The organism is Pseudochrobactrum sp. B5 (genome assembly GCF_001939785.1).
Taxonomy (GTDB): Bacteria; Pseudomonadota; Alphaproteobacteria; order Rhizobiales; family Rhizobiaceae; genus Pseudochrobactrum; species Pseudochrobactrum saccharolyticum.
Map to the genome: position 1 here is coordinate 45,906 of NZ_MOYL01000001.1, position 15,847 is coordinate 61,752.

Consider the following 15,847-nt stretch of genomic DNA (forward strand, 5'->3'; position numbering starts at 1 on the left):
GTTACACACAGCAGGTCTGTGCACAAAGAGCCATAAAATTTCTATTCTTTTTTCAACCTCAAAATGCCAAACTTGCATGCAGATTAACGCGAGATTAACCACAAGGGTCAATGTTCGGCAACCATAAGAAAACCGGCAAAAAACATCGGGAAAATAATCAGTGATTCGCTTTGAAAATGTAGGATTACGGTACGGCATGGGATCGGAAATCCTGCGGGATGTTTCCTTTCATATTCCGCCGCGCTCCTTTCAGTTTCTGACCGGCCCGTCAGGTGCCGGTAAAACATCGCTGATGCGCCTGCTTTTCATGGCGTTGAAACCGACACGCGGCCTGATTACAATTTTCGGCAAAGACATCTCCACAATGCAGCGCAGTGAAATTCCGCTGCTGCGCCGCCGTATCGGCATCGTCTTTCAGGATTTTCGCCTGCTCGACCATATGACGACCTATGAGAATGTTTCATTGCCATTGCGTGTTCGCGGCAAGGAAGAAGCAACCTACCGCCATGAAGTGCAGGAACTGATGCAGTGGGTTGGTCTCGGTGATCGTATGCATGTGCTGCCTCCGGTTCTGTCCGGTGGTGAAAAACAACGTGCCGCTATTGCCCGGGCGCTGATTGACCAGCCGGAAATTCTGCTGGCCGATGAGCCGACCGGTAATGTGGACCCGCCGCTGGCACGCCGCCTGTTGCGCTTGTTCGCGGAACTTAACCGTTCCGGCACTGCCGTGATTATCGCCACCCATGATCTGACATTGATGGATCAGGTGGATGCGCGCCGTATGATTCTTGATCAGGGAAGGCTGGATATTTATGGCTGACCTGCGTGCAACGATTGATCATTATCACGGGATTTTTCTCGAACTGCTGGGCAAGCGCAAACGGGAAAAACGCGGACCAACGCCGATTGTACCGCCGGTCAGTGTTTCCGGTACCACGCTGATTACCGTTATCGCGATTATGACCTTTCTCGCCTGCATCACTATCGGCGGGGTTAGTCTGGTGCGCGCATCAGCAGCCCAATGGCAGAGCCAGATTTCACGTGAAGCAACAATTCAGATCCGGCCGGTCGACGGTCAGGATATGGAAGCTGCCCTTGCACAAGCCAGTCAGATTGCTTCCGGTTTTGCCGGTGTCACAGGTACTAATATTGTTGACCGTGCAGCTACAGCACGCCTGCTGGAACCATGGCTCGGTACAGGTCTGGACATTGACGAATTGCCGGTACCGCGCCTCGTGGTGGTGACAATTGACGAGCAAAATCCACCGGATTTTGAAACTCTGCGCTCGGAGTTGCAGAAGAATATTCCCGGCGCCAGTTTTGACGATCATCGCACATGGGTGGATCGTCTGGTGTCCATGGCGCACACAACCGTGCTGATCGGTATGGGTGTCTTGTTTCTGATGCTGTCTGCCACAGTGCTGACCGTGATTTTTGCCACGCGTGGCGCGATGGCAGGAAACAGCCATATTATTGAAGTGCTGCATTTTATCGGTGCGGAAGCCCGCTTTGTGGCCCGTGAATTTGAGTGGCATTTCTTCCGTACAGCACTCAAAGGTGCCTGCTACGGCGGCGCGGCGGCCTTGCTGGTATTTTTGATTGTTTCCTGGTGGACCAGCCGCAATCTGGCAACGCCGGAAGGCGATCAGGCGGCAGCTTTGTTTGGCAGTTTTGCCATCGGACGCGAAGGCTATATCGGTATTGCCGCCACAATTATCATTGTCAGCATTCTCACAATGCTGACCAGCCGTCTGACCGTGATCCGGCAGCTCAAAGATATGGACAGTATCAGCGGCAGCAAAGATTAGGGCAGTCAGCGGACAAAGCAGTTTCCTCCGCTGTCCTGTCTGCTCTATACTATAAGACTGATTTGCGCAGGTTACAGCAATCTGCGCTGATACAAGAAAATGAACAGGCCAAACGGCAATGCATGTGCAAAACAATGCTTCAGACACTGCGGAACAAAACCGGCAGAATGACGAACGACCGGCAGAAACAACCGGCCGCGAAGCATCCGTGCATGTCTCTAAAGACGGCTTTATTCGCCATTGGCTGAAGCGCCTGCGCAGACGCATCCCGCCGGTCGCGGTTGTCCTGTTCTCATTGATCGTTGCTCTCGGCATCGGATTTGTCATTTTCAGCGAGCATGTCAGCAATTTGCAGGCACCACCTGCCGATCAGAAAGCCGATGCGATTATCGTTCTGACCGGCGGGAAATCCCGTATTGAAGTCGCATTGGAACTGCTGGCAGAGAAACGCGGCGAACGGCTGCTGATCAGCGGTGTTCATCCGTCTACCAAACGCGAGGCCTTGCAACGGGTTACCAGAACAGATCCGGCCTTATTTGCCTGCTGCGTGGATCTTGATCGTACGGCACTCAACACAATCGGCAATGCGGTTGAAAGCGCCAAATGGATTAAACAGCATAATTACAAGCGCATATTCATTGTAACCAATAATTACCACATTCCACGCTCAATTCTGGAATTGTCACGGCAGGTCGGTAATGTCGAACTCCTGCCCTATCCGGTCATTAACAGCGATCTGAAAAACAATAACTGGATGCGTCAGGGCGATACGCTGCGCGTGTTATTTACCGAATATGTCAAATATATTGGCGCTCTTGCGCATATCAGTCTCAGCCAAAATGATTAAAACACAAGTTGCTGATCGATACGCAATGATGTCCGGAATTGATAAGCGCTGATTTTTCTTCTATTTGAAGAACCGCTCTGTTTAAAACCGAGCTATTTTACCTGTCATGCACGTATTAAAAGGCTGATACAAGATATGATCATAGTCATCCGGTCAGTGCTGTTTAATCTGGCTTTCTATATCAGTCTGATCATACAGATGATCCTGTTTTTACCGCTCACTCTGATTTTGCCGCGCAAAAAAGCATGGGTCGTCCCTAAATTCTGGGCACGCTCCAATCTGTTTCTGCAAAAATATATTGTCGGCACCGATTTTGTGGTCGAAGGAGCGGAAAACCTGCCGGAAGGCGCCTATATTTGCGCACCAAAACACCAGTCTTTCTGGGATGTTTATGCGTTTTTGTCTTACACGCCCGATCCGGTTTATATTCTCAAACGCGACCTGATGCGTATTCCGCTATTCGGCTGGTATCTGAAGAAAATGAAAATGATCCCTGTTGATCGCGGTACGGGGATCAAGGCTTTGCATTCCATTTCCGGCGGCACACAGGAAGCTATTGCTGACGGGCGCCAGATCATGATCTATCCGGAGGGCACACGCCGCGCACCCGGTGCGCCGCCGGCCTATAAATATGGTGTCGTCCATCTCTATGCCAATCTCGGCCTGCCGGTCGTACCGATTGCCCATAATGCCGGTCTGTACTGGCCGCGCCGTAAGTTCCTTCGCTATCCCGGCACCATCCGTTGCCGTATTCTGCCGCCGATTGAAGCGGGTCTGGATAAGGAAGTCTTTTTGCAGCGCCTGATTGAAGCCACAGAAACAGCTTGTGACGAATTTCTGGTACAGGCCTCACAGGATAAAAATGCGCCGCCTATGCCGCCGACAGCCAAAGCCCGCCTCGCGGAATTGCAGACGCAGCGCAATGAGGCTGAAACAAAGGCATAACAGCGCTCAGAATTTCACGAACATGACAATAAGCCGCTTTATCTGAAATTGCGTTTTTGTTGCACGGTTTCACGAAAACCGATATCAGAACGCCAAATGAAAGGACACGCCCATGAATATCGATGCCATTTCCATCGGCTCCAACCCTCCTGAAGACGTTAACGTCATTATCGAAGTACCGGTCGGTGGTCATCCGATCAAATATGAGATGGACAAAAGCGCCGGCGCTCTGATCGTCGACCGTTTTCTCTACACACCAATGACCTATCCGGGCAATTACGGCTTTGTTCCGCATACTCTGTCGGAAGATGGCGACCCGATTGACGTTCTGGTTTGCAACACCCGTCCGCTGATTCCGGGCTGTGTCATCAATGTTCGCCCGATCGGCGTTCTGGTGATGGAAGACAATGCCGGTAAAGATGAAAAAATCATCGCTGTGCCGTCACCAAAGCTTACCCGTCGTTATGAAAAAGTTCATAACTACACCGATCTGCCGGAAATCACTCTGCAGCAGATTGCTCATTTCTTTGAACATTACAAAGATCTGGAGCCAGGCAAATGGGTAAAGATCGGCGACTGGGGCGATGAAGATTACGCACGTAAATTCATCGTTGAAGCGATCGAACGCGCTAAAAACGCGAAATAATTGCAAAACTGGCCAGTCTCCCAAGTGGCCGGATTTTCAATCACAGATAATAAAAAACCCGCTTTCAAGCGGGTTTTTTATTGATTAGCTTAAGAGCATCGGAGCCAATGTCGTCCACATGAAGCGGCGGATAAAGAAGATCGCCAGCAGCAGAACAATCGGCGAAATATCAATACCGCCGAGATCCGGCAAAATTTTACGGATAGGTCGCAATGCAGGTTCTGTCACCTTGTAAAGAAACTCACCGATCGAGGCGACAAAGCGGTTGCGTGAATTGACCACGTTAAAAGCATACAGCCAGGAAAACACCGCACTGGCAATGATGATCCAGGTATAAATATCCAGCGCCAGATCAACGGTTTGCAAAATTGCGAGCATAAATGTCTCCTACTCAGTCGGACTGTTCATTGCACCGGTGCTTCAATCAGCACGGGCAAAGGTTGAGACACATTTAAACAGCGCTCTTGCTATTCACAAGATCACAGACCGGAAAAAGTCAGTCAAAGATCGGGTAAAACTACCAATCCTGTCAGCCTGTATGATTATCCAGCAGCTTTAAAACAGCTTCCAGCCGCTCATCCCAGATATCCATTGCCTGCAAATGACGGGCAGTATTGGCAACATAATCGCGGTTTGGTCCGGCCTGACCACTGGCGCGCCGGACAAGCAAAGCCATATCCTCAGCGCTGAGACCGCCTGCATATTGTTTATGCAAGGGATCGGCCACATAGACCAGCGCTTCGACATCACGACCGTCTGCCAGCTCAACCGTCAGCCATTTTTCCACATAAACACCGCTGATCTGTTCGCGTTCACGCAGATAGTTCATCACCGGCAATCTGTTGTCCGCTGTCACGCGAAATGCCTGTCCGTGGCAGAAGCCGCCGCTGTTCAGACCCAGCACCAGCCCCGGCAATTCAGGCGTACCGCGATAAACATGAGAATAGATGCATAAAGACCGGCTGAAGCCTGTCAGCAGCGCCGGAATATTCTCGGCACTGTCAAAACCCGGCCGCCACATCAGTGACCCGTAACCGAAGACCCAGAAGTCAGAACCGGAATCAGCCACATTATTCTGGAACACGAAATCCGTGTGTGAACTATCCATTGGGGTCATTTGTTTGCTTTTGCTTGTCTCGCCAAATTCATATAATGCATAGAATGCATAGAATGCATAGAATGCACAGAATGCACAGAATGCACAGGCATATAGTTTACACCCTGTGCCCCGCATTTCCCAACAGGCAAACATTTTTCCGGCACGATTTTGTGTAGAAAAATGTACCGCCGAATGACTTTTATCTGCAAAACAATACCGCATGATGTGTTGTCAGCGCGGCATTGTGAATAAAAAGATTATAGAAGAGCTCTTCTGCCCTGTCAGCAGAATGCCCTTTGAAATCTGAGAGGCATAGCTATGGTAGCTAAATCGCGTCCTAACCCGCAAAGCTCAAAACGCATGACATGGGGCATTCTCTTTGCTCTGGTCATCGTCATTTTATACACGGCGGGTTGGTTTTATCTCGCTTCCATGGCCAAAGACCGCGTTCGCACTGAGCTAGCCAATACTGCCGGTCAGGGCGAAACGCTGGAATGTCAGTCCCTCTCGGCACGCGGCTATCCCTTCTCCATGTATATCAGCTGTTCCGGCTTTAACTTCCGTGACAAAGATCAGACGCTGAATGCTGCAACCAGTGCTGTAAATGTCGGCGCTTCCCTGTTCTCTTTCCGCACGGTGCAGACACAGCTCACCGGCCCTGCGGCACTTGCGATGTCCGGCGCTGACCCGTTGAAAGCAGATTGGGACAATCTCAAAGCATCTGCGCGCATTGACGGCCGTTCGCCACAGAATATCAGCCTCAGTGCCGATAATCTGCGCGTGCAAACTGTGACCGCTGAAAATGCGGCTGCACCGGCAACACTCTCTTTGCTCGGCCTGCAATTTGATCTCAACAGTCTTGAAGAGCCGCTTCAAGCCAAAATGACCTTTGATGATCTGCGCCTCACCGGCGACAAATCTCTGGCTGCCCTGCCGGAGCTCGACGGTTTGATTGATATCACCTCTCCGGCAAGCCTCGCGGCATTCAAAGAGCCGGATGAAAGCGGCAGTCTGCTGCGCGGAAAATCCTTGCAGCTTAATCAGATGCTGTTTCTGCTGCCTTCCGGCGCCAGCATCAGCATCAGCGGCCCGCTTGCAGTCGACAGCGAAGGGCTGGCCAATGCGGATCTGAAAATCCGTCTGACCAATGCTCCGGCAATCGGCCAGACATTGCAGGCCGCCTTTCCCGATCAGGCTAAAAATATCAATACAGTGGTTTTTGCACTCGGCTCCATGCCGAAAGATGAAACAGGAGCAACGATTGTTCCGGTTATCATTAAAGAGGGAAAAATCAGTGCAGGCTTTATCCCGCTGGGACGCGTACCGCGCCTTTAATGCAAAAAACCCGCCGGAATGGCGGGTTTTTCATTTTTAATTTAAACAAAGCAACAGCCTCACGTATTTATTGGCTTGTTTGCAGCTTCGCATATTACTTTTGCTTGCTTGCAGCTTCGCGGCCAAAGTTCGGCGCATCCACTTCCTGACCGGCATCAATAATGCCACGGCGGATTGCGCGGGTACGCGTAAACAGGTCAAACAAGGCATCGCCGTCACTCCAGCGGATTGCCCGCTGCAACGAAGCCAGATCTTCCGAAAAACGCCCCAGCATTTCCAGAATAGCATCCTTATTATGCAGGCAAACATCGCGCCACATTGTCGGATCAGATGCCGCAAGACGGGTAAAGTCACGGAAACCGGAAGCGGAATATTTAATCACTTCCGACTCCGTTACCTTCTCCAGATCATTGGCCGTGCCGACAATATTATAAGCGATGATATGCGGCAGATGCGAAACAATCGCCAGCACCAGATCATGATGCTGCGGATCCATCTGATCTGTCTTGGAACCACAGGCTTCCCAGAACGCATTGAGCTTTGCCAGCGCGTCTGTATCCGTATCCGGCAGTGGTGTGAGAATGCACCAGCGATTGATAAACAGATCAGCAAAGCCTGCATCCGGCCCCGAATATTCGGTACCGGCAATCGGGTGCCCCGGAATGAAATGCACATGATCCGGCAATTCCGGCTGCATCTGCGCAATCACCGAGCCTTTAGTGGAGCCCACATCGGTAACAATCGCACCGGCTTTGAGGCTGCCGGCAATCTGGCTGGCAACCAGACCAGACGAGCCCACAGGCACGGAGACAATCACCAGATCGGCATCCTGCACCGCAACCGCATTATCCGTGGTGTAACTGTCGCCCAACCCCAGTTCTTCCGCGCGTTTCAGCGTTTCAGGACTGCGAGTAGCAATAGCAATATGACCAGCCAGACCTTCACGGCGGATGACACGAGCCAGCGACGAACCGATCAGACCAATACCGATCAGCGCAATTTTATTAAAATGAATATCAGACATATCAGGACTTCAAAAATTCTGTGAGAGCGGCAATCACACCGCGATTGGCTTCTTCCGAGCCGATGCTCATCCGCAGGGCTTCAGGGAAGCCATAGGATGTCACGCGACGCAGAATATATCCCTTGGACTGCAGATATTCGTCAGCTTTAGCGGCAGACTTGTTCTGTGTATCAGGGAAATGCACCAGCAGGAAATTGGTGACTGAAGGTGTAACTTTCAGGCCGAGCTTGGTGAACTCGTCTGTCAGCCACTGCGCCCATTCTGCGTTGAACGCACAGGCTTTCTGCACATGATCGCGGTCGCGGATTGCCGCAGTACCGGCAGCAATCGCCGCGCTGTTCATGTTGAAAGGTCCGCGCACACGGTTCACCGCGTCTGTGACATGCAATGGTGCATACATCCAGCCGATACGCAGCGCAGGCAGGCCGTGAATCTTCGAGAATGTGCGGGTCATCACCACATTGTCGCTCGCAGAGACCAGCGCCACACCGGCATCATAATCATTCTTGCGCACATATTCCGCATAGGCCGCATCCAGCACCAGCAGAACATGCGGCGGCAGGCCGGCATGCAGGCGTTTCACTTCCTCAAACGGGACATACGTGCCGGTCGGATTGCCCGGATTGGTGATGAAAACAACCTTGGTCTTGTCTGTGACCGCAGCAAGCACCGCGTCCACATCAATCAGCGTATCATTTTCTTTCACGATCACCGGTTTTGCACCAGCCGCCAATGTCTGGATTTTATAGACCAGAAAGCCGTGATCGGTGAAAATCGCTTCATCGCCCGGTGCCAGATAAGTCTGGCACAGCAGGCCGAGCAATTCATCCGAACCGTTACCGCAGAGAATATTCTCAATATTCAGGCCTTGCGTTTCCGCAATGGCCTGACGCAGCGCAATAACTTCGCCGTCCGGATAAGAGCTCAGATAATGATCGGTTGCACGATAGGCTTCAACAGCATGCGGGCTTGCACCCAGCGGGCTTTCATTGGCAGACAGCTTGTGCACTTTGGCAACACCGTGAACGGTGGCTTTGCCAGGAACATAAGCAGCAATATCCATGACGCCGGCTTTAGGTGTCGGGCGTTGAGCTTTCGCGAAATCGTTCATCATTCTTATCCAATATTAAGAGCCTGTATTGTTGATAGAGATTATGTACGGAAACAGCATTGCAGTAACATTTGCCGGTCTGTGACCAGCGAAATATTCCCACTGAAACCGAATGACTTTAGCGGCATAAACCGCATCGCAGAACAAGTCGAGAGAAACCTTGACTTTAAACCCCTCTAGCCCCTAGATCGCAGTAGTTTCAGATAAAAATATCTGAAATCACCAACGCGGCCGGCTAGTCAAAAATGCGCAAAACAGGCAAAAATTGCCTGCATATCCGCATCCAGTTCCGGTCACCGGACAAATTCTAACGTATAATCCCGAAAAACAAATCGGCTTTCGGAGAGGATTATGCGTAAAATCAGGGAATTAGAGCATTGGGTTTGTTGCAAACAGACCTGAAAATGCTCTGACGCAGACATGTTTTATGACAATATCAGCTGAAACTGCCGCCCTATCAGACAACCGCAATCAGGAAGCTGTTCAGCCGAACAGTCCTGTGGTGTATTTTGGTGAAGACAAACCGCTTCAACTCGACAGCGGTTCCGTTCTGAGCCCGTTTCAGCTCGCTTATCAGTCCTATGGCACACTCAATGCCGATAAGAGCAATGCTATCCTGATCTGCCATGCCCTGACCGGCGATCAGCATGTTGCCAGCACCAATCCGCTCACCGGTAAAGACGGCTGGTGGACTTCACTTGTCGGCCCCGGCAAGCCGATTGATACTGACCGTTATTTTGTGCTCTGTTCCAATGTTATCGGCAGCTGCATGGGCTCAACCGGCCCTGCATCCATTAATCCGGCAACCGGTAAACCTTATGCGCTTGATCTGCCGATCATAACGATCGGCGACATGGTGCGCGCTCAGGCGATGCTGGTTGAACATTTCGGTATTGAACAGCTGCTGGCTGTTGTCGGCGGCTCCGTTGGTGGTATGCAAGTGCTGCAATGGGCATCAAGCTATCCAGACAAGGTTTTCTCGGCTGTGGTTCTGGCCAGCGGCGCGCGTTTGTCAGCGCAAAATATCGCCTTTAACGAGGTTGGCCGTCAGGCGGTCATGGCCGATCCGCTGTGGCTCAACGGTCAATATCTTACCCAATCGGACTCCGTGCCGCGTAAAGGCCTGTCGGTAGCGCGTATGGCAGCGCATATCACCTATTTGTCGGAAGCCGCACTGCATCGCAAATTCGGACGTAATCTGCAGGATCGCACCAATATTACCTTCGGTTTTGAAGCTGATTTCCAGATTGAGAGCTATCTGCGCCATCAGGGTAACAGCTTCGTTGACCGTTTTGACGCCAATTCCTATCTCTATCTGACCCGTGCCATGGATTATTTCGACATGGCAGCAGAACATAACGGCTTATTAGCTTCGGCTTTCACCGGCACCAAAACCCGCTTTTTCGTTGCATCCTTCTCCAGCGACTGGCTGTTCCCGACATCCGAAAGCCGTCTCGTTGTCCATGCACTGAATGCGGCAGGGGCGTCTGTTTCATTCGTTGAAATCGAAACAGACCGCGGACACGATGCTTTCCTGCTGGATGAACCGGTTCTTTTCTCAACCATTGACGGTTTCATCCGCTCCGCAGCCCGTGCGAAAGGTCTGTAATCCGATGACTGATACCAAAGCCGGTTCAGGCGACACGACATTTTTCGCAGCTGAAAATACCGAAAACCTGCATATCCATAACCGCGTTGATTTTGATATTATCGCCTCGCTGGTACGCCCAGGAACACGGGTTCTGGATGTGGGCTGCAGTGACGGTGAATTGTTGCAATTGCTGCGCGACAGCCGCAATGTAGACGGACGCGGCGTGGAATTATCACAAAGCGGTGTGAACCAGTGCCTGATGCGCGGATTGTCGGTGATACAAGGCGATGCTGACCGTGATCTGGTCTATTATCCCGATTCCAGCTTCGATTATGTGATCCTGTCGCAGACTTTGCAGGCCACGCTTAATCCGAAAAAGGTCCTGAGCGAATTACTGCGCATCGGTGAGCGTGCGATCGTTTCCATTCCGAATTTCGGCTACTGGCGGGTGCGTGGTTCACTGCTGTTTCGCGGCCGTATGCCGGTGACCAAAGAACTGCCGTTCAGCTGGTATGATACGCCCAATATTCACTTCTGCACCATCCGCGATTTTGTCGATATGACCAAAGAGGTCGGTGCAACGGTTGAAGATGCTGTGGCACTGAACCGTAATGGTGAGCGCATGCCGTTCAGCCTGCCATGGGGCATGTGGAACCTGCTCGGCCAGCAGGCTGTGTTTCTGCTTAAACGCTAGAGCATAATTTCTTAAATCCGGTTTATTGACCGAAGCGCTCACGGTGATCGTGAATTTTCACCTTCACCGGTTGTTGCCGTGCAGTTCCCTGCGGTGTCAGCACCGGCACGAAAACACGGCGTGAAGCACGCTTCAGCACCGGCAGTCCCTGATAGAGGCGCTTATGCGCCTCCCCGATCACCACCCCGCCAAAGAGCGGCCAGAGACGGGTTCCGACCGTTTCTATCAAGCCGGATGATTGTTGCAGCCAGCGCCAGCGTGTCGGCGGCACATGCAGCGCATTGACCACTTTTCCCGGTGTGAAATTTGCTTCTCTGAAAGCCTGCAATAACTGCCCGCGACTGAAGGGGCGTCCGCTGCCGAAAGGCGTATGTTCCATACGCGCCCAGACACCACGGCGGTTTGGCACCACGACGATCAACTGTCCGTTAGGTGATAAGACACGCCACATTTCTTTCAGCGTTTCCGCGCTGCTTTCAGAAAATTCAAGCGTATGTACCAGTAAGATGCGGTCTACAGAACTATCCGGCAAAGGCAGCTCCTCATCATAGACCAGCGCCGTGCTCAGTGCCTCGCCATGCGGCCAGCCGGTTGCGCCCTGCCGTGCTGGCATAAAAGCAAATGCCCGCTCCGCTTGTGATGCAAAATGATCCAGATAAGGCAGCGTATAGCCGATCCCGACAAGCCGCTCCTGCGGCATTGGCAGCCATAAAGGATCCAGTGCTGACGTAATAACCGAAGCAGCCAGTTTGCCCAATGCTGTCGAATAAAATGACTGCAGCTCTATAATATCCAGATGCATCATTTACCCTGAATCAGTTGAGCAGCCCTGCATGTTTCAATGAAGCTGCCATGTCACACCGCCATACGGCTATTGCCAGCAACCAAGATTTTTACCTTTAAGATTATGGGAATCAATTTCCATAATCAGCGCAGGATCATCACGCATCAGCATGTAATAAGCACGCTGCTTCATATTAATCTTTTGCCATCCGGCGCATTCTTTTGGCAGTTCAACCTGTTCAATCGTGACTTTTTCAGTCCATGCCGTTGCAGTCCCTGTGCAACCTGCCAGCACAGCAGCCAAAGGCAAACAGAACAGTTTGAAATTAAAAGCCAGTCGGCGCTCGAACCTAGACATCAAGCCGGTACTCCGGAAACCGTTAATATTATCCCGAAACCTTATAAAGCGTCGAAACCGCTCATGAATTCCCAAGACGGTACAACACTTTAAAACACCATAACAGCCCGAAAAAATGAAAACCGCCACAATCCTGCAATCAGCCGTCTGTTGCTGCCGGTTAATAACAGGATAGTTGCTTACCCTCGGCCTGACATCTGCGCCTATTTTATAATAATTATAATATAAGACAGAATATTTCTTTGTAAGACAAATATTTACACCAATTGTGTTCAAAAAAAGACTGTTCAATCCTGACAAATCTGTCCATATTCGGCGGGCAATATAAGTTCCGTGCAGATTTCATTTTTGTTCAATCGTCTACGGGGATTAACATGCAAGATACGCCTTCCATGATGAATAAATTGTCGGCAGAGTGTTTTGGCACCTTCTGGCTGGTCTTCGGCGGTTGCGGCAGCGCCGTTCTCGGTGCAGCCTTTCCGGAACTGGGTATCGGCTTTGCCGGTGTCGCGCTGGCATTCGGCCTGACTGTCCTGACAATGGCCTATGCTGTCGGTGGTATTTCGGGCGGACATTTCAATCCGGCTGTCACTCTCGGCCTTACTCTGGGCGGGCGCTTTGAGGCTAAAGACCTCATTCCCTACTGGATCGCACAGCTGGTCGGCGGCATTATTGCTGCTGCAATTCTGTATTTTATTGCCAGCGGTAAAGCTGATTTCAGTGCAGGCGGCTTCGCTTCCAACGGCTACGGCGATCTTTCACCAGGCAAATATAGCCTTGGGGCAGCCCTTGCCATTGAAGTCGTGCTGACTGCCTTCTTCCTGATTATTATTCTCGGCTCCACCTCATCGCGGGCACCGGCCGGTTTTGCACCAATCGCGATTGGTCTCGGTCTGACACTGATCCACCTGATTTCAATTCCGGTGACCAATACATCCGTCAATCCGGCCCGCTCCACAGCTGCAGCCCTGTTCGCAGATACAGCTGCCATCAGCCAGCTCTGGTTGTTCTGGGTTGCTCCGCTGATCGGTGCCGCTATCGGCGCAATCATCTGGAAAGGTCTTCTCGCGAAAGACTGATTGACCGCAAAAAATAAAAAAGGCCGTCAATGACGGCCTTCACACTTTCAAATCCACTGCTTTTATTCAGCCTTTTCGGCCTCGGCATTGGTCTGCTCTTCAGCCATGGATATTGAAGCCAAGGCATCGCGCATTGAACGTGCACGCTCAGCGACCCGTAATTTAATCCCGATGCGCTGCTCCTGATCCACACCGATCAGCTCGGCAATACGCCACATAATATTATCTTCGATTTCACCGACATCACCATCGGCATAAACCATTTCCCACAGCACCTCGATAAAGCTCAAACGAGCCGGCATATCCAGATGGCGTTTCAAAACACTGGTGAAACGATAAAGATCAATCGATTCCTGATCCGCAACTTCTGCCGCTTTAATCAAAGCCTGCAAGTCATCGCCCTGCAAATCATAGGCCTGCGACAGCAAATCCGACAGACGTTTGCGCTCTTTTTCGTGCTGCTCACCATCCGCTTCAATGACATGAAACATCAATGCAGCAGCGGCCAGACGCGGGTCTTCATCAGAGAATGTTTGTTTTTTCTTCGAGGGATCAAAACCCGGCAATTCTTTGAAAAAACTGATCAGACGCTCAAACATACATGCTCCAGTGCTTATACAGCCTTTGACAGGTCTTACACATAGACCAGCATCCGGAAGGATGCCAAGCATACAGACATGTTTTGTCTTACAAGTATCTTCTAATCTTTCTCAGAGTCACCAAGCTGCAACAAAAATACTGTTTTGCAGCGGAAGTAACGGACTTCATTCTGCAAACCCGTCCGGACGCAGTATTAAAACAGCCGGAACGTCCCTTCCTTACGTAACGGCACATCATGTTCTGCCGCCACACCCGGATCATCAACAATCAGACTATGCTTATCCTTCGCAGCGTCGGAACTATCAGGCTGCGAATCTTTTGCGGCCTGCACCGCAGGATTATCGCCCGTCTCAGTGAGAATGGTTACTTTGGCATTGCGCAGATTATTGTCCTGCGGTTCCGTTTTCTTCGGAGCAGCTTTAGTTTTATCCGCAACAAGAGGCATAGTTTCCGCATCATCAGGATCATCGGCAAAGATCGGCTCCTTCACGGCAGGCATGTTTACCGGCTCAGCCTCTTCCGCACGCGAATAAGTGACGGGTAAAAACGGCTCTTTCAAACTGTCATCATCGAGAACCGGAGACGTATCCGCCGCTATTTCCGTAAACGGCACCTTCCATTCAAAGGCGTTCAGGCGACCTGTCACCGGCGAGGCCGGTGCCCAATGGTCAGAAACAATACCGTCAGCCGTCCATGCCGGATCGCGCGGCGCTTTGACAGCCCGTGCAAGCCATTCACGCACGCGCCCCTGATCGCCTGTCTGCGCTTCTTCAATATCAGCCATCAGCAAATAAGCGCTTTCACGCGGATTAAGCTTCAATGCAGCTTCGGCATTTTCCCGTGCCAGCGTCAGCTCTCCGGCATCCAGCGCAGCCCGTGCAACAATCAAAACCGATTCCGCATGGTGACTGCGCAAACTTGCGAGCTGGCGCGCTTTTTTCAGCCGGTCAAGCGCCGTATCTCCGGCGCGTCCGTGAATATAGGCTTCGGCAATCTCAGGATGCGGCTCGCGTTTCCATGCCGCTTCAAGAATACGATTACCCTTGCGGATACTGCCGTCACGCAGCAAGCAACGCGCAGCAATCAATGCAGCCGGTATCAGTTCCGGTTCCAGCTTGAACGCCTCATTCGCTGCCTCGCGGGAAGCCACAGCATCCGTTTCAAAACTGTCCATTGCCTGTGCCGTCAGCAAAACCGCGCGATTACGTTTCAATGTCTCACGAGCAGCTTTACCGTCTTTGCCATAAGGAATAACCGCTTTGCGTGCCTCAAGCACCCGCAATGCACCGGTAACATCATCCTGCAAAACCTTATGTCCGAGCACTGCATTCGACGCCCATTCCAGCTGCGGTGCCATCGTGCTGGCTTCCTGCGCATATTGATAGGCTGCTTCCTGCACGCCTTCACGGCTGGCCTCGAGATATAATCCCCGCAAACCCAGCAATTTGGTTTCAGGATCCGCAATCATTTCTTCAAAATAACGGCGCACATCATCTTTACGCCCTTCCAATAAAGCGGTTTGCGCATCAAGCAACCGGATCAACGGCTCCTGATCCACGCTCAGCAATTTGGACGCCTGTTTGCTCATACGCCGCGCCGCTTCGGCATCACCGGCACCGGCAGCAATCAGGCCGGTCGAGAGTGACTGATAGCCACGGTCACGCTTGCGGGCGCGAAAATGACGCTGCAAAATATAAGGCGAGCGAACAAGATTTTTGACAATCCACCACAGCAGCATGGCACAGGCAATGGCAGCCACAACCATACTGGCGGCAGTCATCAGAGAAATATTGTGCCGCTCTCCGGCAAATGTGAACACCAGATCACCGGGACGATCCGCCAGCCAGCCGAAACCCAGCCCCAGCACTGCGACTACAACAAGAAACAGGATTACCCGTATCATACCGTTCTCCCTTTCCTGTTCCGC

At 51.7% G+C, this 15,847-nt stretch carries 17 protein-coding genes; 9 read left to right on the forward strand and 8 right to left on the reverse strand.

All coding sequences use genetic code 11. The features are described 5' to 3' along the window. Positions 1–160 precede the first annotated feature (160 nt). The 5 genes from ftsE (at position 161) to ppa (ending at position 4,246) form a co-directional block, all read left to right on the forward strand. Positions 161–820 (forward strand): cell division ATP-binding protein FtsE, encoded by a 660-nt coding sequence (gene ftsE / locus BKD14_RS00235; protein ID WP_033315839.1) that lies wholly within the window; start codon positions 161–163, stop codon positions 818–820. Next, positions 813–1,808 carry an ABC transporter permease gene (locus BKD14_RS00240; RefSeq protein WP_022709652.1) on the forward strand — a complete coding sequence of 332 codons (996 nt, stop codon included), beginning with the start codon at positions 813–815 and terminating at the stop codon, positions 1,806–1,808. Before ftsE ends, BKD14_RS00240 begins: the two co-directional genes overlap by 8 nt. 124 nt (positions 1,809–1,932) lie before the next feature. Next, a complete protein-coding gene (locus BKD14_RS00245; RefSeq protein ID WP_245293535.1) occupies positions 1,933–2,655 on the forward strand; it encodes a YdcF family protein in 723 nt (240 codons plus the stop codon). 135 nt (positions 2,656–2,790) lie between these two features. Further along, a complete protein-coding gene (locus tag BKD14_RS00250; RefSeq protein ID WP_075653846.1) occupies positions 2,791–3,600 on the forward strand; it encodes a 1-acyl-sn-glycerol-3-phosphate acyltransferase in 810 nt (269 codons plus the stop codon). Between the two features lie 112 nt (positions 3,601–3,712). Continuing rightward, positions 3,713–4,246 carry an inorganic diphosphatase gene (gene ppa / locus BKD14_RS00255; RefSeq protein WP_022709655.1) on the forward strand — a complete coding sequence of 178 codons (534 nt, stop codon included), beginning with the start codon at positions 3,713–3,715 and terminating at the stop codon, positions 4,244–4,246. An 84-nt stretch (positions 4,247–4,330) separates the two neighbouring features. Here the strand turns inward: ppa and BKD14_RS00260 are convergent, their stop codons facing one another. Both BKD14_RS00260 and BKD14_RS00265 read right to left on the reverse strand, forming a co-directional pair. Then, positions 4,331–4,624, reverse strand: coding sequence for a YggT family protein (locus tag BKD14_RS00260; RefSeq protein WP_075653848.1), 294 nt, complete (start codon positions 4,622–4,624; stop codon positions 4,331–4,333). A gap of 151 nt (positions 4,625–4,775) precedes the next feature. Beyond that, entirely contained in the window at positions 4,776–5,315 is a 540-nt protein-coding gene (locus BKD14_RS00265) for a gamma-glutamylcyclotransferase (RefSeq protein ID WP_075654694.1), read from the reverse strand. A 348-nt stretch (positions 5,316–5,663) separates the two neighbouring features. Between BKD14_RS00265 and BKD14_RS00270 the strand changes: the two genes are divergently transcribed. Next, entirely contained in the window at positions 5,664–6,680 is a 1,017-nt protein-coding gene (locus tag BKD14_RS00270; protein ID WP_083646725.1) for a DUF2125 domain-containing protein, read from the forward strand. Between the two features lie 94 nt (positions 6,681–6,774). On the opposite strand, the gene BKD14_RS00275 is transcribed toward BKD14_RS00270, so the two are convergent. Together BKD14_RS00275 and hisC are read right to left on the reverse strand one after the other, a co-directional pair. Beyond that, positions 6,775–7,704, reverse strand: a complete 930-nt coding sequence (locus tag BKD14_RS00275) for a prephenate/arogenate dehydrogenase family protein (RefSeq protein WP_075653852.1) — start codon at positions 7,702–7,704, stop codon at positions 6,775–6,777. A gap of 1 nt (position 7,705) precedes the next feature. After that, positions 7,706–8,815, reverse strand: coding sequence for a histidinol-phosphate transaminase (gene hisC, locus BKD14_RS00280; protein WP_075654695.1), 1,110 nt, complete (start codon positions 8,813–8,815; stop codon positions 7,706–7,708). 427 nt (positions 8,816–9,242) lie between these two features. Here hisC and BKD14_RS00285 point away from each other — a divergent pair, with 427 nt between their 5' ends. Together BKD14_RS00285 and metW are read left to right on the forward strand one after the other, a co-directional pair. Further along, a complete protein-coding gene (locus tag BKD14_RS00285) occupies positions 9,243–10,424 on the forward strand; it encodes a homoserine O-acetyltransferase (RefSeq protein ID WP_022709660.1) in 1,182 nt (393 codons plus the stop codon). Positions 10,425–10,428: 4 nt separating this feature from the next. After that, entirely contained in the window at positions 10,429–11,100 is a 672-nt protein-coding gene (gene metW, locus BKD14_RS00290; protein ID WP_022709661.1) for a methionine biosynthesis protein MetW, read from the forward strand. Between the two features lie 22 nt (positions 11,101–11,122). On the opposite strand, the gene BKD14_RS00295 is transcribed toward metW, so the two are convergent. After that, complete coding sequence (locus BKD14_RS00295; RefSeq protein WP_075653854.1) at positions 11,123–11,902, reverse strand: methyltransferase domain-containing protein; 780 nt, start codon at positions 11,900–11,902, stop codon at positions 11,123–11,125. A gap of 69 nt (positions 11,903–11,971) precedes the next feature. After that, entirely contained in the window at positions 11,972–12,241 is a 270-nt protein-coding gene (locus BKD14_RS00300; RefSeq protein ID WP_075653856.1) for a hypothetical protein, read from the reverse strand. 392 nt (positions 12,242–12,633) lie between these two features. Between BKD14_RS00300 and aqpZ the strand changes: the two genes are divergently transcribed. Beyond that, positions 12,634–13,320, forward strand: a complete 687-nt coding sequence (gene aqpZ, locus BKD14_RS00305) for an aquaporin Z (protein ID WP_075654696.1) — start codon at positions 12,634–12,636, stop codon at positions 13,318–13,320. 62 nt (positions 13,321–13,382) lie between these two features. Here aqpZ and BKD14_RS00310 read toward each other — a convergent pair whose 3' ends face one another. Both BKD14_RS00310 and BKD14_RS00315 read right to left on the reverse strand, forming a co-directional pair. Next, positions 13,383–13,919 carry a TerB family tellurite resistance protein gene (locus BKD14_RS00310; RefSeq protein ID WP_075653858.1) on the reverse strand — a complete coding sequence of 179 codons (537 nt, stop codon included), beginning with the start codon at positions 13,917–13,919 and terminating at the stop codon, positions 13,383–13,385. 194 nt (positions 13,920–14,113) lie between these two features. After that, positions 14,114–15,823, reverse strand: a complete 1,710-nt coding sequence (locus BKD14_RS00315; protein WP_075653860.1) for a heme biosynthesis protein HemY — start codon at positions 15,821–15,823, stop codon at positions 14,114–14,116. Positions 15,824–15,847 lie beyond the last annotated feature (24 nt).